This window comes from Pseudoalteromonas sp. Scap03, assembly GCF_013393115.1.
Classification (GTDB): Bacteria; Pseudomonadota; Gammaproteobacteria; order Enterobacterales; family Alteromonadaceae; genus Pseudoalteromonas.
This window is the reverse complement of the sequence record NZ_VDEU01000001.1, coordinates 1,909,640-1,931,486: the sequence shown is the minus strand read 5'-3', so window position 1 is coordinate 1,931,486 and position 21,847 is coordinate 1,909,640. Positions and strand designations below refer to the sequence as shown.

Below are 21,847 nucleotides of genomic sequence, written 5' to 3'. Positions count from 1 at the left end.
TACATACATTGTGTAAGGGTAATACAATAGGCTTTTTTAGCAGGTTTTACAAAGTTTTGTGTTAGGCTAAAAAGCGTTAAAAAATAACGAACTATTTTCAAAAAATCAGTCTAACTCTTGAGTTATCCACTTATAAACCTTATAACTAGCTCAGTATTTGTTACCTAACCACTTTAGGTATTATTTAAGCTGACGAGGACAGTCCACTTATTATGGCAGCTAACGCATTTTCAAACTTAAAAACGTATTTAGACACCCAAATTATTGGCCAGCCAGCGCTCACTCAAGCACTCTTAATTGCTATATTAGCCGATGGTCATTTACTTGTTGAAGGCCCTCCGGGGCTTGCAAAAACGCGAGCGGTTAATGCTTTAGCAAAAGGTATTGAAGGCTCGTTTCAGCGTGTTCAGTTTACCCCAGACTTGTTACCAGCCGATGTAACTGGTACTGATATTTATCGTCAACAAACCAGTGAGTTTGTGTTTGAAAAAGGCCCTTTATTTCATAACCTCATATTAGCGGATGAAATAAACCGAGCACCAGCGAAAGTACAATCGGCTTTATTAGAAGCAATGGCAGAGCGCCAAGTTACTGTGGGCAAAAATACGTACCCACTTAGTGACCTATTTTTAGTGATGGCAACGCAAAACCCGCTTGAGCAAGAAGGAACCTACCCACTGCCTGAAGCGCAATTAGACCGCTTTTTATTACATTTAAGTATTAATTATCCAGGGGCTGAGCACGAACTTGATATTTTACGCCTAACCCGTGGTGAAGCACTTAATGATGAAGTTCCAGTGCTTGAGCAAATTTCGCAAGCAGAGTTGTTTGCCGCTAGAAAAGCGATTTTGGGTCTGTATTTAGCAGAGCCACTAGAGCAATACTTAGTTCAGTTGATTATTGCTACTCGAGAAGGCGCAAACTTAGATGAGCAACTTGGCCGCTGGATTGAGTACGGCGCCAGCCCACGTGCCACCATTGCTTTGGATAAATGTGCCAGAGCTCATGCGTGGTTAAGTGGTCGTGATTTTGTATCGCCTGACGATATTCAAGCTGTGGTACATAATGTATTACGCCATCGTATTATTTTAAGTTACGAAGCACAGGCCGATGGTATTACAAAAGAGCAGGTTATTAGCCGTATTGTTGAACTAGTTGCTGTACCTTAAGTTATGCAAACACACTTTGATTCTCAGGCATGGCTTAAATTAAGTCATAGCCATGGTGTTAATTTATCGCTTAAAGAGCTGATGTATTATAAAGCAAAAGCGCAACTGCTTGAGCTGGCACCTAAAGTTAGAATAAAAAATACCTTAGCGGGGCAATATCTAGCGCCGCATAAAGGCCGTGGCATGGAGTTTGCCGAAGTGCGCCATTACCAACACGGTGATGACATACGCTCTATTGATTGGCGGGTCACGGCTCGTACCGGTGAAACCCACACCAAACTTTTTCAAGAAGAAAAAGAACGCCCGGTATTTGTATTTACTGACTTTTCAAACTCCATGTTATTTGGCTCTCAATTATTATTAAAGTCGGTGCAAGCTGCACATATTAGTGCCTTGGTTGCGTGGTCTGCTTGCCAACGTGGCGATAGAATTGGCGGTGTTGTGTTTAATCAGCACTCGCATTTAGAGCTTAAACCTAGTGCCCGTGAAAAGGCCGTGTTAAAGCTGTGTCATAATTTATGCGACGCCCATCAGCAGGCACTTGAAAATATTGATAAACCTGCCAGTAATAACTTTAGTGACAACCTTAAGCGTTTAAATCACTTAGCTAAACCCGGTAGTTTGGTTTATATCGTATCCGATTTTAACGCCTTAGATGACGCCAGCTTTAAACAACTCGAATTACTTGCTCGGCACTGTGAATTGATAGGCTGCCATATTAGCGACCCCTTCGAGCATAAGTTACCTGCTTTCCAACAAGCGGTTACGGTAAGTGCTAATAATCAGCAGTTTGCCCTCCCTTTGATGGATAACAGTTTTAGAGAACGATTTGCCAAAAATGCCGAGCAAGCATTTAGCGCGCGTATTAATCGTTTAACAAAATCTGGGCTTAACCTATTATCATTCGATGCAGCCACTGCGCTGGAACTGCAATTAGTGAGAAGATAAATCATGCAAACCTCTCCACTTGATGGCCTTCACGATATTATTGCTCCCTCTCACGTTGACTGGTGGCCGTTAGCCCCTGCTTGGTGGGTAGTTATTAGCATTGCACTGTGCTTAGTGTGTGGCTTAATTATAATTATGTACAAAAACTATCAATTTAAAAAACCAAAACGTAATGCGATTAAATTAGCTAATCAACAACAATCAGCGCAGCAATTGCATATTATTTTAAAGCGTTTAGTGATCACCTATTACGATCCACGCTTAGCAGCGCAATCCACAGCTAACTGGTGTAAAACCCTAAGTCAACTTGCTGCAATTGGTTTTAATGAAGATGAAATTTCAAGCCTATATAGCACAGCACAAACACCACCGGCACTCAGTGATAAGTTTCGCCAAGCTATTAAACAATTTAAGCTAAAGGAGCCACTGCATGTTTGAATTTAGCTGGCCATGGCTGTTTTTATTACTGCCGCTTCCTTTAACGTTACTGCTATTAAAACCCGCAGCAAGTAATGCAACGACACGTTTACGCATCCCAAGTTTTGCATCGCATAATTTAAATAATCAACATGTAGAGCCCAGTGCACGTAAGTTAAACACTCTTGAATGGTTGCTATGGGCATTATTAGTAACAGCATCGGCTAACCCTACTTGGTTAGATGAGCCTATATCGCTGCCTAATGAAGGTCGCGACATTATGCTCGCTGTGGATTTATCGGGCTCAATGACAGAACAAGACATGGCTTATAATGGCCAATATGTTGACCGTTTAACTATGGTTAAAGCAGTGCTTAGCGATTTTATAGAGCAGCGTCAAGGCGACAGACTTGGGCTAATATTGTTTGGTGATACCGCGTTTTTGCAAACACCTCTCACCCGTGATGTAAAAACCGTCAGCAAAATGCTTACTGAAGCACAAATAGGTTTAGTAGGACGTGCCACGGCTATTGGTGACGCTTTAGGTTTATCGGTTAAACGCTTTGCTAGTAAAAAAGAAAGTAATCGCATTGTGGTGTTACTAACAGATGGACAAAACACCGCAGGAAACCTTGACCCCGAAGATGCCCTATTACTGGCTCGTGAAGAAGGCATAAAAGTGTACACCATCGGAGTCGGCTCTGATAACCCACGTGGTTTTAGTTTATTTAATATGGGCTCTGGAGGAAGTAATTTAGATGAGAGCTTACTGAAAAATATTGCCGAGCAAACCGGAGGTCTGTACTTTAGAGCCAAAGATGTCGCTGGGCTGCAACAAATCTATGCAGAGCTTGATAAACTCGAGCCAATTAGTGCCGATGAGCAAACCTTTCGCCCGCAAACAGCCTTGTTTTATTATCCGTTATTACTGGCCATTCTATTAATAAGTGCAATGGCATTTTTAAAAACAGTACGTGCATTGAAGGAGCCAAGCTAATGGATTTTGAATTTATTCGCCCCGCTATTTTATGGCTGCTACTCCCTGCGCTAGGGCTGTTTTTTATTGCCATGCTTAAAGAGAAAAAAGCCCAATCGGCGCCACTTATTGCGCCACATTTAGCACAATTTGTTATGAGTGAATCAAATAATCAGGCTCGTCAGCCGCTGTGGCTAGTTGCGTTATTTTGCAGTTTAGCCATTATATTTAGTGCAGGCCCAAGTTTTGAGGAAAAACAAGTCCCTGTATTTCAAAGCAAAAGTGCCCGCGTTATTGTAATGGATATGTCGTACTCTATGTATAGCACCGACATTGCTCCTAATAGATTAATGCAATCTCGCTTTAAAGCCCTCGATATGATTGAGTTATTTAAAGAAGGTGATACTGCATTAGTAGCCTACGCAGGCACTGCCTATACCATTTCTCCACTGACCAATGATGCAACCACCCTCGCCAACCTTATTCCTAGCTTAAGCCCTGAAATTATGCCTGATAAAGGCTCAAACGTGCTGGCAGGTTTAGACATGGCACAAGAGCTGCTCACTCAAGCAGGCTACCTAGATGGTGATATTATTTTGATCACCGATGGTATTGAACAACAACAGCAAAGTGATATAAGTGGTTTTACTAACAGTAGCCAGTATCGACTAAATATTTACGGTATTGGCACTGAGCAAGGTGCACCAATAAAGTTACCTGAAGGCGGATTTTTAAAAGATAGTTACGGCCAAATTGTAGTGCCCACACTCAATGGTTCTTTACTTAAAGGACTAGCAAAAAATAGTGGCGGCCAGTACGCTAATTATCAACCAAGCAATAGTGATATTGCCATTTTTTCACCGCAAGCAAACAGTGAAATACTAAAAAGTGAAAAACCCAATTTAGCCTTGTGGCGAATCGATGCTGGCATTTATGGCTTGCTTATTTTACTGCCCTTAGCTCTATACTTATTTAGACGCTCTGCGTTTATTGGTGCGGTGCTATTGCTAAGCTTTATACCTCAGCAAAATGCTCATGCAGTAGAGTTACCAACACTATTTAAAAATACCGATCAGCGTGCATTAGAAGCTTACAACAACCAAGAGTATCAACAAGCAGCGCAAGCGAAGTCCAGCGCTCTCAAAGGCGCTGCATTGTATCAGCAAGGTCAGTTTGAAAGCGCTCTGAACGAATTTAGTCAAGATAAATCAGCCACTGGTTATTACAATTACGGTAATACACTGGCTAAAGCCGGACAATTAGATGCTGCTATAAACGCTTACAAACAAGCGCAATCACTACAGTCTGATTTTACCCAAGCAGCCGATAACCAAGCGTTAGTTGAGCAGTTACTTAAGCAACAGCAAGACCAGGAAAACCAACAAGGAAATGATTCGCAAAATCAAGATGAGCAAAGTCAAGATGGTGCAGATAAATCAAAACAAGATCAGCAAAAAAATGGCGATAAAAATAACGCAGATAAAAGCGAAGATGACAGCCAAAACAGTGAAGAGCAGCAATCGAGTGAACCCTCGGAGCAATCAAAAGATCAACAAAGCCAATCTGGCGAGCAGTCAGATGAGCAAAATCAGCCTGACATGCAAGCTCAATCACAAAACCAGCAAGACGAGAACAAAGACGACGATAGTAAGCCTCAGCAAGACGAGCAACAGAGTCAACCCAATCAAATGAATGAGCAACCGCCATCTGATGAGCAAAAGCAGCAAGCACAACAACAAGCTATGCAGGCACAGGCGGCTGAACTTACTAATGAAGAAAAAGAGAAAGCACAGCAACTAAATCAGTTACTAAGAAAAGTGCCCGACGATCCCGCTATTTTATTAAGAAACAAAATGCAATTAGAAGCCCAAAAAAGACAATATCAACGCCGTCCAACAGGAGTAGAAAAATCATGGTAATGCGATTATTTTGCTGTTTATTGCTATTAACTGCCATGCCATTAATGGCCGCCACTTCATTAGAGGCAAGCGTTGATAAAAACCCGGTACTGGCGGGTGAGTTTTTTATGCTCAATATTAGCGTTGATGATTCAATCAAAGGGCAACAACCCGATACTTCAGCGCTGTTAAAGGATTTCGTAGTCGGCCCTATGAGCTTAAGTAGCCGCACCAACATTATTAACGGCAGCATTAAAAAACAAACATCGTGGTCTGTTAAGTTAATGACTCGCAAAGCTGGCGAATACACAATTCCTTCTTTTAGTGTTGCAGGGCTCAGCTCTCAACCGATAAACTTGTCGGTTAAAGAGCGAAGCAGCGATGCGGGCAAAAATGATGATATATTTTTAAAAAGCTCGCTTACAAATAACAGCTTATTTGTGCAAGAGGCTGGCGTTTACACCATTAAACTTTACTTAGCTAAAGAGCTACTTGATGGCAGCTTAAGCACACCAAGCATGGAAGATGCTCAACTCACCCAGCTAGGTAAGCAAAGTGAAGATTATGAACTGGTTAACGGTAAACGTTATTTAGTGATCACTCGTAATTATTTAATTCAGCCGCAAAAAAGTGGTGCATACATCATTGAAGCACCTGTTTTTCAAGGGCGTGTTCAACAAAACTATCGCCAACTAGAGGTGTCGGCACTTGGCGATGAACAACAGATCGAAATCAAACCCATCCCTGAGAATTATCAAGGTGATTGGTTACCCAGTGAATTAGTAAGTCTAACCGAGCAATGGCAACCAGACGATAATACCGTTGAAGCCGGCACGCCAATAACACGCACTATTATGCTTACCGCCTTAGGGGTGACTAAAGAGCAACTACCCGAAATTGATATGCCTACTATTGATGGTATTCGCAGCTACCCGGATGAAAAAGAAACTAATAATGCAGTGCGCGATGGTCGAGTGGTATCACAGCAAAGCGCCTCATTTGCGCTACTTCCACAAACCCCAGGCACCTATACATTGCCTGAAATTACCCTGCCTTGGTATAACACCAAAATGAACCGAATTAGTTACGCAACTTTACCAGAGCGCACAATTACGGTAACACCAAGCACCACAGCACCAGCAAACTCGCTGAGCCCTCCCGTTGAAAGTAATTTAAACAACACGGATGCAGAGCCAACGCAGCAAGCGCTCAGCGTGCAACGCCATACTAGTACGCCTCTATGGCTTATTATTGTAGCCGTATTAGGTTACGTATTATGGATTGTGACCCTGGTTCTTTACTTTATAAAACGCTCAGCTAAAGAAGCGCAACAAACGGCGCAAGCAAATCATAGAGGCAATCAGCAAGCAGAATTAAAAACACTGCAAATACTTGCTAAAAGCCGTGATAATAAAGCATTTTACGATGCACTTAATCTATACGCGCTAACTCGAACAGATAAAAAGGTAGGAGCTCTCACCCATTTATGCGCTATGATAAACAACTCGCAGTTCACTGCGCAGGTAAATAATTTACAAGCACAGTTGTACGGTAACCAATCGGCCAGCACTGATTTAGAAGCGATTGTTAGTTTATTAAAAAAACATCAATCGCACACAGCTAAGTCATCATCTGCGTTAAAAGAGCTATATTCTTAATAAGAATCTTAGTTACTTTTTTGGCCTATAATAATTTTAATTAAAAAGTACTTATGTTTGGAAATAAAAAATCGAATGATCGGGTCTTAATAAATATGGCTGAAAAACAACAACGCTACGAAGCCTTGGTTCATGTTTATCACAAGGAACTCTATCGCTTTGCTTACTGGTTATGTAACGACCCGACTATTGCGGATGACTTAGTGCAAGAAACCTTTTTACGTGCATGGCGCTCGCTTGATTCGTTACTCGACCAAAAAGCAGCTAAGCCATGGTTGCTGACCATTTTAAGGCGTGAGAATGCCAGACGCTTTGAGCGCAAGCAATTTGATTACAGTGATGTAGATAACGACACACTAGTGGATCAAACCAGCCATAGCTTAGATACAGCAATGGAACAAACCGTTATCCAGCGACAAATTTCTTTATTGGCTGATGAATACAAAGAGCCGCTGTTGCTACAGGTGGTAATGGGCTGCACCGGAGATGAAATTGCAGACATTCTTAACTTAAATAAAAATACGGTCATGACACGTTTATTTCGAGCAAAAAATCAACTTAAAGAGGCATTAAGCCGTGATGATGAACAACTTAAAGGAGCATCAAAATAATGGATGAACTTGAGTTTCGTCGCCGCACAATTGCGCAGCCAAATGAGCTGGACAAAGAGCTACAGGAATTTGCAAACAGCAGTGCCGACAGACAACAATTTTTGAATGAAAGCAAAGCATTCGATAAACAACTCGACAATGCGCTTGAAATCCCTGTGCCTGACAATCTTGCTGAACGAATTATTTTAAATACCTCGTTAAAAGAAAAAGCCAGAACAGATGAACTTGAGCAAAAGGATAACGTGGTTAGTGCACGCTCATGGTTTAAGTTTGACCGAGTACATTTGGCCTTAGCGGCTTCATTTGTGATTGCAGTCAGTGCGTTTATGTTTAGCGAAGAGCAAAGCATTAATCAAACGGCTGGTGAGCATGCACTAGCTCATGTTTACCATGAAATTTATGCATTAAATAAGACTCAACCAATTAGCATACAAGCTGTTAATGAAAAGCTGGCTTTACTTGGCGGTCAAATTAGTGATTTGCCTGGTAAAGTCACTTACGTTACCTTTTGCGATTTTCAAGGTGAGAGAGGCTTACATTTAGTGTTTGAGTCTGACTTTGGGCCTATGACCGTGTTTATTGTGCCAAGCGATAACCAAATTTTTGAAATTGGCTCTGATGATTTTAATGACTCTCGCTATGCTGGCCATATAAATCGTGGCAAACAGGCCGATACCGTGCTAATTGCAAGCCTTGGCTCACCAGTTGATATGTATAATGAACGTATTTCAGGTGCTATTCGCTGGCTTTAAGCCATTATAGAAACAATAAAAAACCGCAACGAGTGTGCGGTTTTTTTATTATTTAAAAGCCAAAGCTTCTTACTGATTACTTACAAACATCAGCAACTGCGTTAGCAAAGTAGTTGATATTTGCTTGGCTAATACCTGCTACGTTAACACGGCTAGAACCGACAATGTAAATACCGTATTCTTTTTGTAGGCGCTCGATTTGCTCTTTATTAATACCTAAGAAAGAGAACATACCGTGTTGGCGGTCAATAAACGAGAAGTCCTGAGCAATATCTTTTGCTGCCAGGCTGTCTTTAATTAAACTACGTAAACCATTAATACGGTTACGCATTTCATCAAGTTCACTGTGCCATAGCTGCGTTAATTCTGTGCTGCTTAAAATAGTGTTTACAATGTCTGCACCGTGCGCTGGCGGCATAGAATAAATGCTACGTACCACACTTAATAACACCGAGTTTGAAATATCAGCTGTTGCACTGTCTTTTGCAATGATTGAACAGGCACCAATACGCTCACGGTATAAGCCGAAGTTTTTAGAACATGATGAACAAATGATCAACTCTTCAACCGCATTGGCTAAAATACGTAAACCATTCGCATCTTCTTCTAAAGAAGAGCCAAAACCTTGATATGCAATATCAATTAATGGCGTAAAACCCACATCTTTTGCAAGTTCAGCAATAGTATTCCATTGTGTTTCGTTTAAATCCATACCACTTGGGTTGTGACAACATGCATGTAATAACACCACATCGCCCTTAGGCACCTGTGTTAGTGTTTCAACCATTTCATCAAACAATAAATCTTTGTTTTCGTAATCGTAGTATGGGTATTCTTTTACCGTTAAGCCTGCAGCTTCAAATAAGCTAATGTGGTTTGCCCACGTTGGATTGGTTACCCATACAGTTGCATCTGGATTACAACGTACAATGAATTCTGCAGCAACACGAAGTGCACCAGTACCGCCAGGAGCTTGTGCTGTGCGTACGCGGTTAGCTAATAATGCAGGGTGTTCACCTAGTAGAAGATTTTCCATTTGTTGACAGTAATCTAAATTACCAGCAAGACCAATGTAAGATTTGCTCATTTCATTTTCTAAACGAAATGCTTCTGCTTTTTTTACTGACTTTAATACTGGGGTATTCCCCTGCTCGTCTTTATATACACCAACCCCTAAGTCAATCTTATTTGGGTTAGTATCTTGCTTGTAGGCCGCCATAAGGCCAAGAATAGGGTCTGTTGGTAATGGTTTTAATACTGAGAACATTGGCTATCTCTTCGTTATTTAGGGGTTAGCTGTTGCGATAAGCTTAACATAAAAACTCACTAGATTGACTAGTGTTATTTACACTAAAAAGTGAGGAATTTTAATGCAGCACGCAATTAATAACGCGAGCGTCGCTTTATCAAAAAAATCAGTGCTGAAGGCTTCACCATCAACAATACCTATACACTGATGTTGTGCATTAAATAGCGGTAAACAGGCTTCTGCTTTTACTTTCGGATCACAGGTGTAATATTCACCGCCTGCCGCTAAATACTGCTCAACATTATTAATAACGCGCCCTTTACCACTAAGCGCTACTTGAACGTTATTGCTGGCAGTCGCAAATTCAGCAGTAAGCGGAAATAAAGGACGACTCGGCGCACCAAAATAAGCCAGCTTTAATAACTGCTCCCCTTCATTGGTGTGGGTATTCTGATAAATGCCGTACCAATCAAGCTTTGTGTTTTCAATGACGTAGTCAACAATCAATTGAAGTTGCGCTAATTTTTCAGTTGTTTGCGTACTTTGGCTGACATAATCGCTTAGTTTAAACGGCTCATCCTGTAGGTAACCAAATAAACTACATGCCCCACCTTCACCTAGCTCAGGAATTTGATATTCCCAACGCACGGCTGGTGCAGCATTTTTATTTAGGTATTGCTCAAGCTTTTCTAGCTCAGCGTGAATTAACTGTGGCTCAACATTAAGTTGAGCATACTCTAAGTAAGAATTAACCATTTGGACGTCCATACATCTATAATGCCGAAATAGTAGCATGGATGTTTTTATAGTGCTAGCCAATTTAAAGTGCTTTTTTAAAATCTTTAAACACTTTTATTCATAGATATAATTGCGGTATTTAAACTGGTTGCTTTATCTTTGGGGGCATTAAAAGGTGTTCAGCTTAGGTGCAAAAATTACGCCTTTGCTTCACAAATTTGTTATTATTTGCCGCATTATTATATTCAATCTTAAGTAGGTTAATTATGAGTGATAGTCACTTAGTGTATTCAACAGCAACAGGGCGAATTGATCAGCCAAAGCCAGAAAAAGAACTGGATGTAAAACTATTTAAAGACGGGTCAATTCGCATAGAACGTCAAACCAAAGGCCGAAAAGGTAAAGGTGTAATGCTGGTTGTTGGTCTTGATCCACAACAGCATGATTTGAAAAAGTTAGCAAAAACAATAAAAAGTAAGATGGGCCAAGGGGGCGCAGTAAAAGAAGGTGTTATTGAAGTACAAGGTGATGATCGCGACAAATTAAAAGCGATTTTAGAAGGATTAAAATTTAAAGTAAAAATTGCGGGTGGTTAACCCGCAATTCTTGCTTATTTAATAATTTTTAGCGCTGCTAATTGATCAAATAATGCGGGAATATCATCCTCAGCCACTGGCTTACTAAAATAATAGCCTTGAACAATAAAACAATTATTGTTTTGTAAAAACTCAACTTGCTCGATTGTTTCGACCCCTTCGGCAACTACATCAAGCTTCAGCTTTTGTGCCATAGCAATAATGGCCGCAGTGATCTCCATGTCGTTATCATCCTCAGGTATATCTTTGACAAACGAGCGATCAATTTTAAGAATATCGACAGGGAAACGCTTAAGGTAACTAAGTGAAGAATAACCCGTACCAAAATCATCAATAGAAATTGAGATACCCAACTTTTTAAGTTGATGTAACTGCTCAATAGCCGCTTCAACATTCCCCATCAGCATGCTTTCGGTTAATTCAAGATGCAGACTTTTAGCATTAATCTGCGTCTCTATAATTATTTTTTTCAGCATAGGCACTAAGCTTGCGTCTTTAAACTGTCTTGCTGACAGATTGATCGACATATTACTTGCTCTACCTTGTTGTTCTAGTCGCTTCGTAAACTCACACGCTTGTTGTAGCACCCATTTACCGAGCTCCACAATTAAACCCGTTGCCTCAGCTATCGGAATAAACTTAGTCGGAGGAATAAACCCTTGCGTAGGATGGAACCAACGAAGTAATGCTTCATACCCCACCACGCTATTATCGCGACAATCAACTTGTGGCTGGTAATGTAACGTGAGTTGCTTTTCTTTAATCGCATGACGCAACTCATTTTCTAGGAATAATCGTTCATTAGCTGCTGCATTTAAATCTTGGCTATAAAAATGGAAGGTATTACGCCCTTTGGCTTTTGCTTCATACATAGCTAAATCGGCATGCTTTAATAACTGATCTTCTTCTAGGCTATCAAAAGGCGCTAAGGTAATACCAATACTTGCACTAACAATCACTTCATTGCTGCCAAGTTTTATCGGCTGATTTAAGGTTTTTTGTATAGTGTCAGCGACTTCAGATGCTTCTTTTTGATGTTCAATACCACTAAGTAGAACAGCAAATTCATCCCCCCCTAAACGGGCTATGGTATCTTCCGCTCGTAAGCGCTGTTTTAAGCGTGTTGCCACTTCAACCAATAGCTGATCGCCCGCATCATGGCCTAAGGTATCGTTAATACGCTTAAACTCATCCAGATCAAAATAAAATAAAGCAAACGAGTAACGCCCTCTTTCAGCAAGCGCCATCGACTTTCTAAGTTGCATTCTAAAGAATGTACGATTAGCCAGCCCAGTTAGTGTGTCAAAATAAGCGAGCTGTTCCATTTTTCGCTGACTTTCTTTCACAAACGAAATATCTTGTGCTGATGCCACGTAACTAGTGATTTTACCACCATCTTCTCGAATAGGTGACACACTGAGCGATACCCATATTGGCGGCTTATTTAGCGCTTCTATAAGCGTATCTCCTCGCCAGTAATTACGATTACGCAAATCAATGTCAATATCCTCTACCAACATGGTCATCTCATTGGCAATAATTGTCAGTAATGGCTGGCGTAAGAAATCATTCTCGACAAAATCAGTCATCTCCAACATTTTTGGATTAACGTATTCAATGACAAAATTTTCATCGGTGATCACCACGCCCGTACCCGAGAACGCAACCGCTTTAGATAAGCGGTTTGCTGCTTTCTCCGCGATTTCTTTCTCTATTATACGCTGATTTAAGCCATCAATGAGTTTACGTATTTCAATGGTCATGTCTTTGAATGAGCCATTAAGCGTGCCAATTTCATCTTTGTTTTCTTTTGGAAACTCAATTTCTAGATGACCTTTACCGAAGTTAGTAACTGCATAAACCAACGAATGTAAGCGTCTTAATACCAATTGGTAAAGTGCTTGGTGTAATAGTAAAGCAACTAAAATGGCATACAGAATAAATAAACCAAAAAACTTAAGTTTTAAATCTTTCAATGCCGATAACGTTGAGGAACGTTTTTGATATACACCCACATACCAGTTTACGCCTTCCACTTTGTGAATATTGATAATATAGTCTTCATCATTTAGTGAAAATGAATCGGCATATTCTGGTAACTGTATTTGTCCAGCGCTATCAATTACGCGCTTTAGTTCTGGGGAAATAAAGTCTTCTGGTAGCAGCTTTTTACCTGTCTCACCGTATTTTGTATAACTATCAGAACCTAAGTTTGGGTGCGCTAATAATTGCCCTTGCTCATCAAATACTACAAGGTGTTTTTCTTTTCCGCCTACGGGTAATTGCGATATTAAGGAGTCGAGTGACATATCGCTGCCTGTAACGCCTAAAAACTCATCATCGTTATAAATAGGGACAATTAAACTCACAACCCATTTGTTCCATACGTTATCGTAGTAAACCCTAGACCACTGCGGATCACGTTGTGGATTGGTTAACGACTTAGCGTAATTAAAGCTTTCACTTTGATTAAACGTATAATCTCCGGGAACATTAAGTGCCCAGTTTGGTGGTGCAACACGAATAAAGTTATCTTCAGTTATAAGGTAAAAATTATAGAAATCTTGAATTAACGTAGGTGAAATAACTTTCCAAAGCGATTCAGAATCAGCAATTAGCTGTTTATAAAAGGGAGAGTATGCAGCTTGGGGAATAAACGCGGCTGATAGTCCATCCGCTGATGCACTGCGCACTGAGCCATCATTGGTGAGCTGCATTGTCTGTGTAGTATTATTTTTAAAAGACAGTTGGCCCTCAAATAGCTGCTCGCTAACAACAATATTAGCTTGCTCTGCTATTTTAACTTTGGTCGCTATCAAGTTGTTAAACTGGTTTATTAATAATTCATTTGATTGCTTTAATACCTCATGCTCTTCAAAAACAAGCTGTTTTTCTTCTGACTTGAGCATTAATGCAGCCGCGCAAATACCTGCCACTAAACAGATGCCAGAGATCAACAATGATAACTTTACACTGAGTGAGTTTATGCCAAATCGAGATGGAGGGCGTCGATACACAAAAAGCCAACCTTATTTATAATTATTATTTTCGTAAGTAATAGAAATATACCAGAACTTAAATCAGAATTATAAATTATTTATAAACTTTTAAAAAACAACGCCTTTTGTACATATATTAGGTAAAAAATCCACATCAGGTAAGTGCTTGTTGACATTGGGAGTGACACTTCATACATTAAGGGTATGAATATAAATTACTCACACACTTTTTTTTCTTTTTTTAGCTTCTTTATATAGAAGAGGCTTCCCTGTTTGTGAGATAAAATCAATCGAATAGTAAAGCCTCCCAACTGGGAGGCTTTTTTATTTTCACTGCAAAATCAGTGATATTTTTGGAATGAGGAAAACCAAATGAGCAACGATGTACTTGATACTCTCAGGCACGATATAAATGAAATCGACTCCGATTTACTTGTTTTACTAGCAAAGCGACGCCGCATTAGTCATGGCGTAGTTGAATATAAAATTGCAAATAATAAACCCATTCGTGATGAGGCCCGTGAACTGGCTTTGCTCGAAAAACTTATTGGCTATGGCAAATCCTTAGGGCTTGACGCTTACTACGTTAACAACGTGTTTCAAACGATATTAGAAGACTCCGTATTGCATCAACAAGCCATGCTTCAAAAGAATTTAAACCCTGACGCACTCAGTGAAACCCATCGCGTAACGTATTTAGGCGGTCAAGGCTCTTATAGTCAGCTTGCATGTCATAAATATTTTAGCCGTCGCCAGGGTAAATTAGTTGAAATTGGTTGCACCTCATTTGAAGAAATCACCGGTAAAGTAGAAAAAGGTCAAGCCGACTTTGGCTTACTGCCAATTGAAAATACCAGTTCGGGTAGTATTAATGAAGTATTTGATTTACTGCAGCATGCACAAGTCTCTATTGTCGGTGAAGTTACTCATAGCGTTGAGCATTGCTTATTAGCAGCCCCAGGAACTGAGTTAAGCCAATTAACTAAGGTATTTGCACACCCACAACCCTTTGCCCAGTGTAGTCGTTTTTTACAGGGTCTTGGTGAACTTCAACATGAAACCTGTGATTCGACCTCAAGTGCATTAAAGTCAGCTCTTGACACACCAAACAGTGCAGCTATCGGCTCAGCGCAAGCTGGTAAAAATGTAGGCCTTGAAGTGATCAAGGCGAATCTTGCCAATCAAAAAGAAAATCATAGCCGCTTCATTGTTGTTGCACGAAAACCACTGCAAGTATCAACTCAAATACCTACTAAAACCAGTTTAATTATGTCAACCAAACAACAAGCCGGATCGCTTGCCGATGCGTTAATGATTTTTAAACAGCATAATATTAATTTAGTGAAACTAGAGTCTCGGCCCACTCCTGGCAATCCGTGGGAAGAAGTGTTTTATGTAGACTTGGAGGCTAACTTAATCGATAACCAAGTGAAGCATGCATTAGAAGAGCTTAAACAGCACACTCAATATGTTCGTGTACTTGGTTGTTATCAAAGTGAGTCTTTACAAGCTGTTAGTGTTGAAAACTAATCGAATATTAAAAGGGCCTAGCGGCCCTTTTCTTTTCACGGAGCTATTCTTTTTAATCGAGTACTTTCGCATCATTCGCTTTATTTAATAAACTACGGCTTTGGGTTAAAAAATGCGCCGTTGAATCTGAGAAGTAAGACTTTGCATCTGCAAAAGCATCAATTAATGCGGGCTTATCTCCTGCTTTTAGCTTTTCAAGCGTCTCTGAAAACAGCGACTGATACTGCGCTAATAAGCTTTCGACATTGTCAAATTGCGCTAACATAATATCGGTGTATAGCTCTGGCGATTGCGCAAATAAACGGCCAACCATCATTAGCTCTAATTGATAAATAGGTGATGAGCAACTTCTTAACTCGGCAAGTGTATGCCCCTGTTTTGCTAAAAACTGACCGTACACAAAGGTGGTTAAATGGCGCATAACCTGAATAATTTGCATTGCTTCATCATGCTTTTTAGCATCTAGCTCAACTAACTGACAACCCCATATTTGTAGCTGCTTTAATAACCCTTGCGCCACCTCATGACTGCGCCCTTCGCATACCACCACAGTTTGTTTCACCCAATGAGAAATATCAGGGCCAAACATGGGATGTAAGCCAACAACAGGCCCGCTATGTACTTTTTTAAGTACCGTTAATGGGGCTTGTTTAACTGATGTAATATCAACCAGCAAACAATCATCATCAAGTTTCGGTAGTGCATTAACAACTGTTTCAAGGGCATTTATTGGTACACTGATCATCACCAGTTTTGCACCTTTTAGAATATCGACTGCCTGCGATTGCTGCGCTTTATCTAAAATTTTGACTTCGTATCCCGAGCGCTGAAATTGTTTTGCAAATAACTGCCCCATGGCCCCTTCACCGCCAACAATAACAATTGGCGATAATCGTGGATCGGCACAGGCTAATTTGGCTTGTTGATTTTGATAAGCTTCACGCATCATGCGTCTGAGAATGTCTTCAACTAAATCAGGATTCACACCTTGATTAATAGCCTCTTGGCGTCGCGCAGCTAATAAATTGGCTTCTCTATCGGGTGCATGTAATGGCGCGCCAGTTTGTTGTTTTATTGCGCCTATTTGTTGAGTAATGCCATTGCGTTTTGCAAGTAAGGCAACCAGTTGCGCATCGCATTCATCTATGTCTGTTCTTAGCTGCGCTAAATCACTTATCTCTGCCACGTTCTCATTCCATCCCAAAAAAGCAAAATCGTAAATTAATAATTACAAAAAAGTAAACTAATCAATACGATAAATACTAACAGGATACGTTGGGGGTTAAAAGGCAAATTATGGAAAAGATCGCCACCTGTCTATCAACTAAGACCAAGGTGGAGTGGAGTGGAGTGGGGTAAGGCAGTAAGTAACCTGAACACGAGATAATAAATCTATCTCAAGCAGCTATTTCAGCGCTAACTACATTGAATTGAGTTGCAATAGGCTAGCTTGAGTTAAGTAGGGGAATATTAAAAGTGGCTAAAAGCCACTTTTAACAAATAATCAGCACGCGATTAAAAGGACTAGTATTCTAATGCCATAGCCGCAAGCGACATAACACTGTCGAATGATTCTGCACCAGCGATAAATAAGCCATTGTGACAAAACATAGCATCATCGATACCGGTTACCGCTTGAAATTCTTCATCTGATAATCCTGCCCATGGTGAAGGTAATGACTTTCTGTCTTCAAAAGAGCCTAATTCTGCAGGCACCGTTTGCACTATCCACTTGCCAGAATGAGATGGGTAGACAACAAATAATGCCTCATCAGATAAACTATGTACGGTTTTTTTCCACGGAGTATAGCGCTCTAACACGATTAATCGAGGATCATCAGCTTGTTTTATTGCTTGAGCAACAATCTTTTTAGCATTTAAACCACCTCGGGCAGAAGCTACAAAACGAATCAGTAAAGTGTGTGCAAATTCAACCGCTTGATCAAAAGCAGTATCAAAATCACTTTCCTCTTCCCATGTTGGGTTAAACATAGAAATTGTTTGGCTTAAGCTAATGCCTGTAGCAACCCCTTCAACATGACCACAATCAATGGCATCAATAGTTGATACAAGCCCTGCATCCACCGCATTCGCCACATCTTGGTTATCATCACATATTGCTAAGCCATATTTTCTCCACACCAAGCCAAATGACGAAAAAGGAATACCATTTTCACGAGCGCCAGCACCGCCACGTTGATGATGATCAAATCGGTCAGTTTGTGGGTCATATTGACCGCCAACATCAATAACCACATCGGCGTCATTAATAATCGCATTATCGCGTGTGCGGATCAGGGTAAAAGAAGGGAAAATAATTTTAAGCGCAGCGATACTAAAAACATCATCTGCGTGAAAATTGCCGTTGTGTGTAACTATCGTTTTATCATTCATTTTTGTACATCATTTTTTGCAAGAAGTAAGAAGATATTGTGATTTGAAGATGTGTATTGGTTTTTAAATATAGCGCTAAAAAATCGCAATAGCATTAAAACCAAAACGGGTTGCAACCCAAAGGTTGCAACCCGTTTTTTTGCGTTGATAAACAGCGCGTATTAGTTAAGTTTTTCTCTAATACGTGCAGATTTACCAGAACGCTCACGTAGATAGTAAAGCTTAGCACGACGAACTGCACCGCGACGCTTAACTGTTACGCTATCGATAAGAGGGCTATGCGTTTGGAATACACGCTCAACACCTTCACCGTTCGAGATTTTACGAACTGTGAATGCTGAGTGAAGACCACGATTACGCTTAGCGATTACAACACCTTCAAAGGCCTGTAGACGCTCTTTAGCACCTTCTTTTACTTTTACCTGTACAACCACTGTATCACCAGGGCCAAATGCAGGTACGTCTGTTTTAAGCTGCTCTTCTTCAAGCGCTTTAATAATATTTTGGTTTACTTTTGCCATTATGTTTCTCACTTTCCTAGGTGTAACTGTCTTCTAGCCACAAGCTTTTTGGTACTCTTGCTGAAATTCTGCGAGTAATACCGCTTGCTCCTCAGTCAGAGCTAGGTTATGCAACAAGTCAGGACGTCGTAACCAAGTTCTACCTAATGACTGCTTAAGCCGCCATTTTGCTATCGCTTGGTGATTACCACTGAGTAATACAGCAGGAACCTGTTTGTCGTCCAATGTTTCTGGTCGTGTATAGTGAGGACAATCTAGCAAGCCATCCGAAAATGAGTCTTGCTCTGCTGATTGATTGTGTCCTAACACGCCTGGCACTAATCGCGCTACTGCATCAATTAGTGTCATGGCTGGTAGTTCACCACCACTCAAAATAAAATCACCAATTGACCATTCTTCGTCAACGTATGACTCTATTATTCTCTCATCTACACCTTCATATCGACCGGCAATCAAAATCAGTTTTTCAGAGTTAGCTAATTCGCTAGCTCCTTGCTGATCAAGTTTGCGCCCTTGTGGGGACATATAAATTACTTTAGCACCATCGCCTGCCGCTTTTTTAGCATCAAGGATGGCTTTTTCTAATGGTTTAACCATCATTAACATACCGGGTCCGCCCCCGTAAGGACGATCATCTACGGTTCTATGCTTGTCTAAAGCGTAGTCTCGTGGGTTCCAGCAGTTAAAATCGATTAATCCATTTTTTACTGCGCGACCAGTAACCCCTTGTTGGGTAATTGCGTCAAACATGTCCGGGAAAAGGCTTATCACCCCAACCCATAATGAACTAGTTTGAGTCATTAAAACCCAGGATCCCAGTCTACGGTAATTTCTTTCACGTCGTATTTAACCTCTTTTATAACTGAGTCAGTTAAAAAAGGAATTAAACGCTCCGATTGACCAAATGCATCTTTACTGTTTGCTTTAACAACCAGTACGTCATTTGAGCCTGTCTCCATCAAGTCATCAACAATGCCAAGATTATAACCTTTATCAGTCATAACCGACATGCCAATGAGATCTCGCCAATAAAACTCACCTTGCGGGAGTTCTGGTAATTGCGTTGCATCCATTGAGATTTCTGCATGGGTATAAGCCATTGCTTCGTCTCTGTCGTTTACTTGCGCAAATTTAGCGATAAAGCCTTTGTTGTGGCGACGCCAGTCGACCACTTCTAAGGACTGCCATTTACCTTGTTGCCCTATCAACCACGGGCTGAAATCGAAGATCCCTGCGGGATCATCAGTAAATGAATGTACCTTAAGCCAGCCCTTTATACCATAAGGGGCGCCGAGCTTTCCTACGACAATTATTGATGAGGTGTTCTCTTGACTCATGGTTACACTTACGCCTATTAAGCCGCTTTACGAGCGTCTTTAACTAATTTAGCTACACGATCTGAAAGACCTGCGCCCTGACCTACCCAGTGATCTACACGAGATAAATCTAAGCGAAGTTTTTCTTCCTGACCCGAAGCGATTGGGTTAAAGAAACCAACTTTCTCGATGAAGCGACCGTCACGCGAGAAACGGCTATCCGCAACCACAATTTGATAGAAAGGGCGTTTTTTAGCGCCACCACGTTGCAAACGAATAGTTACCATACCGTCCTCTAAATAGATTGACTGTTTTCATTAATAAGATTTACTCCCCAGTATGGGGAGCCGGTGAATTGTACGAGTTTTTAGCAACAATGCAAGTAAGAAGTGATGCAAAAAGGCAGTTTAGTAGATTAAACCGTGATCCAAGAAGAAAAAGTATGTGAACAAGCTATTCTGTGCATAGTTTATTCAACAATAAAGAGGCACTTTGCCTCTTTATTGATTACTTTTTGTCTCATATTGGAGATGTTAAAGCTTAAATTCTTAAAATTTCGGGCCACCGCCACCCATCATTCCCGGTGGTAACATCCCTTTCATGCCACGCATCATTTTTTGCATGCCACCTTTACCTTTCATTTTTTTCATCATTTTTTGCATTTGGGTAAACTGCTTAAGCAGCTTATTGATCTCTTGTACTTGAGTACCCGACCCAGCTGCAATGCGCTTTTTACGCGAACCTTTAATGATTTCAGGGCGTGCACGCTCTTTTTTCGTCATAGAGCTAATAATCGCTTCCATTTGAATAAAGGTTTTATCACCCATTTGGCCTTTTACTGCATCTGGGATGTTTTGCATGCCTGGCAGTTTATCAAGCATCGACATCATGCCGCCCATATTTTTCATTTGCTTTAATTGATCAGCAAAATCATCCAGTGTAAAACCATCACCTTTAAATACTTTTTTCGCTACTTTTTCTGCCTGCTCTTTATCTACTTTCATCTCGACTTCTTCGATTAATGAAAGTACATCACCCATGCCTAAAATACGTGAGGCGATACGATCAGGGTGGAAAGGTTCAAGTGCATCAGTACGCTCACCAACACCCATAAACTTAATAGGTTTCCCGGTAATATGACGAATAGATAACGCAGCACCACCACGGGCATCACCGTCTGTTTTAGTTAAAATCACACCGGTAAGCGGTAGAGCTTCATCAAATGCTTTTGCAGTGTTTGCAGCATCTTGACCTGTCATTGCATCAACAACGAATAAAGTCTCGATTGGGTTAATTGCACCATGAAGCGCTTTGATTTCATCCATCATGTCATTATCAACATGCAAGCGACCTGCAGTATCGACTAATACCACATCAATAAATTTCTTTTTCGCGTGAGAAATAGCAGCTTGTGCTATATCAACTGGCTTTTGTGAAATGTCACTTGGGAAAAACTCTACATCTACTTCTGTCGCTAATGTTTCTAACTGCTTAATTGCCGCAGGACGGTAAACATCGGCACTCACTACCAGCACAGATTTTTTCTTGCGCTCTTTTAAAAACTTAGCCAGTTTACCCACACTGGTTGTTTTACCAGCACCTTGAAGACCCGCCATCATCACAACAGCCGGAGGTTGCGCGTTAAGGCTTAGCTCTTCATTAGCTTCACCCATGGCCTTTTCAAGTTCTTCACGCACAATTTTTATAAATACTTGGCCAGGACTTAAGCTTTTAGTAACTTCAATACCCACTGCGCGTTCTTTTACTTGTTTTACAAACTCGCGAACAACAGGCAACGCCACATCGGCTTCTAAAAATGCCATTCGCACTTCACGAAGTGTATCTTTAATGTTGTCTTCAGTTAGGCGGCCACGGCCACTAATATTTTTTAGGGTTTTACCTAATCGTTCTTGGAGGTTCTCAAACATGTAACGGTTCCGAAAAGACGTTGAAATCAACTCTATTAATAAGGTCGATGTTATTAAAATTCAATTAGAAATAGTATACCGTAAATGGTGGCATACAATACAGTGCTGAAATGCTGCTTATTGAGTTTCTTTTTACAGGGTCTATGC

20 protein-coding genes and 1 other annotated feature are annotated in these 21,847 nt (G+C 40.7%); of the genes, 10 read left to right on the top strand and 10 right to left on the bottom strand.

The genetic code is table 11. The features are described from left to right. The first annotated feature begins 212 nt into the window (after nucleotides 1-212). From FHG08_RS08790 to FHG08_RS08755, 8 genes are read left to right on the top strand one after another with little or no spacing between them, the layout of a single operon-like run. The gene (locus FHG08_RS08790; protein WP_178955554.1) at nucleotides 213-1,169 is read left to right on the top strand and encodes a MoxR family ATPase; all 957 of its coding nucleotides are present in this window, start codon (nucleotides 213-215) and stop codon (nucleotides 1,167-1,169) included. Nucleotides 1,170-1,172: 3 nt separating this feature from the next. Next, the gene (locus tag FHG08_RS08785; RefSeq protein WP_054202133.1) at nucleotides 1,173-2,117 is read left to right on the top strand and encodes a DUF58 domain-containing protein; all 945 of its coding nucleotides are present in this window, start codon (nucleotides 1,173-1,175) and stop codon (nucleotides 2,115-2,117) included. A gap of 3 nt (nucleotides 2,118-2,120) precedes the next feature. Beyond that, nucleotides 2,121-2,555: a DUF4381 domain-containing protein gene (locus FHG08_RS08780; RefSeq protein WP_010391338.1), complete on the top strand. Its 435-nt coding sequence runs from the start codon at nucleotides 2,121-2,123 to the stop codon at nucleotides 2,553-2,555. Then, nucleotides 2,548-3,531 (top strand): VWA domain-containing protein, encoded by a 984-nt coding sequence (locus tag FHG08_RS08775; protein WP_055011727.1) that lies wholly within the window; start codon nucleotides 2,548-2,550, stop codon nucleotides 3,529-3,531. Before FHG08_RS08780 ends, FHG08_RS08775 begins: the two co-directional genes overlap by 8 nt. Beyond that, nucleotides 3,531-5,429 carry a VWA domain-containing protein gene (locus tag FHG08_RS08770; RefSeq protein WP_178955552.1) on the top strand — a complete coding sequence of 633 codons (1,899 nt, stop codon included), beginning with the start codon at nucleotides 3,531-3,533 and terminating at the stop codon, nucleotides 5,427-5,429. Before FHG08_RS08775 ends, FHG08_RS08770 begins: the two co-directional genes overlap by 1 nt. Then, nucleotides 5,423-7,066, top strand: coding sequence for a BatD family protein (locus FHG08_RS08765; protein ID WP_178955550.1), 1,644 nt, complete (start codon nucleotides 5,423-5,425; stop codon nucleotides 7,064-7,066). The genes FHG08_RS08770 and FHG08_RS08765 overlap by 7 nt, the downstream gene beginning before the upstream one ends. Before the next feature lie 53 nt (nucleotides 7,067-7,119). Beyond that, nucleotides 7,120-7,677 carry a sigma-70 family RNA polymerase sigma factor gene (locus FHG08_RS08760; RefSeq protein WP_036933611.1) on the top strand — a complete coding sequence of 186 codons (558 nt, stop codon included), beginning with the start codon at nucleotides 7,120-7,122 and terminating at the stop codon, nucleotides 7,675-7,677. Next, complete coding sequence (locus tag FHG08_RS08755) at nucleotides 7,677-8,429, top strand: DUF3379 family protein (protein WP_138606273.1); 753 nt, start codon at nucleotides 7,677-7,679, stop codon at nucleotides 8,427-8,429. The genes FHG08_RS08760 and FHG08_RS08755 overlap by 1 nt, the downstream gene beginning before the upstream one ends. A 76-nt stretch (nucleotides 8,430-8,505) precedes the next feature. Here the strand turns inward: FHG08_RS08755 and FHG08_RS08750 are convergent, their stop codons facing one another. Next, on the bottom strand, nucleotides 8,506-9,696 hold the full coding sequence (locus FHG08_RS08750) for an amino acid aminotransferase (RefSeq protein WP_138606275.1): 1,191 nt from the start codon (nucleotides 9,694-9,696) through the stop codon (nucleotides 8,506-8,508). A gap of 78 nt (nucleotides 9,697-9,774) precedes the next feature. After that, nucleotides 9,775-10,434, bottom strand: coding sequence for a GAF domain-containing protein (locus FHG08_RS08745; protein WP_138606277.1), 660 nt, complete (start codon nucleotides 10,432-10,434; stop codon nucleotides 9,775-9,777). Nucleotides 10,435-10,682: 248 nt separating this feature from the next. Between FHG08_RS08745 and FHG08_RS08740 the strand changes: the two genes are divergently transcribed. Beyond that, nucleotides 10,683-11,012, top strand: a complete 330-nt coding sequence (locus FHG08_RS08740) for a translation initiation factor (RefSeq protein WP_008114484.1) — start codon at nucleotides 10,683-10,685, stop codon at nucleotides 11,010-11,012. A gap of 14 nt (nucleotides 11,013-11,026) precedes the next feature. Here the strand turns inward: FHG08_RS08740 and FHG08_RS08735 are convergent, their stop codons facing one another. Further along, complete coding sequence (locus FHG08_RS08735) at nucleotides 11,027-14,029, bottom strand: EAL domain-containing protein (protein WP_178955548.1); 3,003 nt, start codon at nucleotides 14,027-14,029, stop codon at nucleotides 11,027-11,029. Between the two features lie 195 nt (nucleotides 14,030-14,224). Next, nucleotides 14,225-14,340, top strand: a sequence feature (Phe leader region). Between the two features lie 43 nt (nucleotides 14,341-14,383). Between FHG08_RS08735 and FHG08_RS08730 the strand changes: the two genes are divergently transcribed. Further along, on the top strand, nucleotides 14,384-15,541 hold the full coding sequence (locus FHG08_RS08730; protein WP_178955546.1) for a chorismate mutase: 1,158 nt from the start codon (nucleotides 14,384-14,386) through the stop codon (nucleotides 15,539-15,541). A gap of 52 nt (nucleotides 15,542-15,593) precedes the next feature. On the opposite strand, the gene tyrA is transcribed toward FHG08_RS08730, so the two are convergent. The 7 genes from tyrA to ffh form a co-directional block, all read right to left on the bottom strand. After that, a complete protein-coding gene (tyrA, locus tag FHG08_RS08725) occupies nucleotides 15,594-16,727 on the bottom strand; it encodes a bifunctional chorismate mutase/prephenate dehydrogenase (RefSeq protein ID WP_178955544.1) in 1,134 nt (377 codons plus the stop codon). 338 nt (nucleotides 16,728-17,065) lie between these two features. Continuing rightward, entirely contained in the window at nucleotides 17,066-17,935 is an 870-nt protein-coding gene (locus FHG08_RS08720; protein WP_178955542.1) for an MYG1 family protein, read from the bottom strand. A 161-nt stretch (nucleotides 17,936-18,096) separates the two neighbouring features. Further along, nucleotides 18,097-18,456 (bottom strand): 50S ribosomal protein L19, encoded by a 360-nt coding sequence (rplS, locus tag FHG08_RS08715; protein ID WP_008132530.1) that lies wholly within the window; start codon nucleotides 18,454-18,456, stop codon nucleotides 18,097-18,099. Between the two features lie 33 nt (nucleotides 18,457-18,489). Continuing rightward, complete coding sequence (gene trmD / locus FHG08_RS08710) at nucleotides 18,490-19,257, bottom strand: tRNA (guanosine(37)-N1)-methyltransferase TrmD (RefSeq protein ID WP_058551019.1); 768 nt, start codon at nucleotides 19,255-19,257, stop codon at nucleotides 18,490-18,492. Beyond that, nucleotides 19,257-19,793: a ribosome maturation factor RimM gene (gene rimM / locus FHG08_RS08705; RefSeq protein WP_058403461.1), complete on the bottom strand. Its 537-nt coding sequence runs from the start codon at nucleotides 19,791-19,793 to the stop codon at nucleotides 19,257-19,259. Before rimM ends, trmD begins: the two co-directional genes overlap by 1 nt. Before the next feature lie 17 nt (nucleotides 19,794-19,810). Then, the gene (gene rpsP / locus FHG08_RS08700) at nucleotides 19,811-20,059 is read right to left on the bottom strand and encodes a 30S ribosomal protein S16 (protein WP_006792801.1); all 249 of its coding nucleotides are present in this window, start codon (nucleotides 20,057-20,059) and stop codon (nucleotides 19,811-19,813) included. 261 nt (nucleotides 20,060-20,320) lie between these two features. Beyond that, nucleotides 20,321-21,700 (bottom strand): signal recognition particle protein, encoded by a 1,380-nt coding sequence (gene ffh / locus FHG08_RS08695; RefSeq protein ID WP_010391303.1) that lies wholly within the window; start codon nucleotides 21,698-21,700, stop codon nucleotides 20,321-20,323. Nucleotides 21,701-21,847 lie beyond the last annotated feature (147 nt).

What these genes read in the sequence shown, in the direction of transcription:
- FHG08_RS08790 (WP_178955554.1), top strand. Translation starts at nt 213, where the DNA reads ATGGCAGCTAACGCATTTTCAAACTTAAAAACGTATTTAGACACCCAA.
- FHG08_RS08785 (WP_054202133.1), top strand. Translation starts at nt 1,173, where the DNA reads ATGCAAACACACTTTGATTCTCAGGCATGGCTTAAATTAAGTCATAGC.
- FHG08_RS08780 (WP_010391338.1), top strand. Translation starts at nt 2,121, where the DNA reads ATGCAAACCTCTCCACTTGATGGCCTTCACGATATTATTGCTCCCTCT.
- FHG08_RS08775 (WP_055011727.1), top strand. Translation starts at nt 2,548, where the DNA reads ATGTTTGAATTTAGCTGGCCATGGCTGTTTTTATTACTGCCGCTTCCT.
- FHG08_RS08770 (WP_178955552.1), top strand. Translation starts at nt 3,531, where the DNA reads ATGGATTTTGAATTTATTCGCCCCGCTATTTTATGGCTGCTACTCCCT.
- FHG08_RS08765 (WP_178955550.1), top strand. Translation starts at nt 5,423, where the DNA reads ATGGTAATGCGATTATTTTGCTGTTTATTGCTATTAACTGCCATGCCA.
- FHG08_RS08760 (WP_036933611.1), top strand. Translation starts at nt 7,120, where the DNA reads ATGTTTGGAAATAAAAAATCGAATGATCGGGTCTTAATAAATATGGCT.
- FHG08_RS08755 (WP_138606273.1), top strand. Translation starts at nt 7,677, where the DNA reads ATGGATGAACTTGAGTTTCGTCGCCGCACAATTGCGCAGCCAAATGAG.
- FHG08_RS08750 (WP_138606275.1), bottom strand. Translation starts at nt 9,696, where the DNA reads ATGTTCTCAGTATTAAAACCATTACCAACAGACCCTATTCTTGGCCTT.
- FHG08_RS08745 (WP_138606277.1), bottom strand. Translation starts at nt 10,434, where the DNA reads ATGGTTAATTCTTACTTAGAGTATGCTCAACTTAATGTTGAGCCACAG.
- FHG08_RS08740 (WP_008114484.1), top strand. Translation starts at nt 10,683, where the DNA reads ATGAGTGATAGTCACTTAGTGTATTCAACAGCAACAGGGCGAATTGAT.
- FHG08_RS08730 (WP_178955546.1), top strand. Translation starts at nt 14,384, where the DNA reads ATGAGCAACGATGTACTTGATACTCTCAGGCACGATATAAATGAAATC.
- FHG08_RS08720 (WP_178955542.1), bottom strand. Translation starts at nt 17,935, where the DNA reads ATGAATGATAAAACGATAGTTACACACAACGGCAATTTTCACGCAGAT.
- rplS (WP_008132530.1), bottom strand. Translation starts at nt 18,456, where the DNA reads ATGGCAAAAGTAAACCAAAATATTATTAAAGCGCTTGAAGAAGAGCAG.
- trmD (WP_058551019.1), bottom strand. Translation starts at nt 19,257, where the DNA reads ATGACTCAAACTAGTTCATTATGGGTTGGGGTGATAAGCCTTTTCCCG.
- rimM (WP_058403461.1), bottom strand. Translation starts at nt 19,793, where the DNA reads ATGAGTCAAGAGAACACCTCATCAATAATTGTCGTAGGAAAGCTCGGC.
- rpsP (WP_006792801.1), bottom strand. Translation starts at nt 20,059, where the DNA reads ATGGTAACTATTCGTTTGCAACGTGGTGGCGCTAAAAAACGCCCTTTC.
- ffh (WP_010391303.1), bottom strand. Translation starts at nt 21,700, where the DNA reads ATGTTTGAGAACCTCCAAGAACGATTAGGTAAAACCCTAAAAAATATT.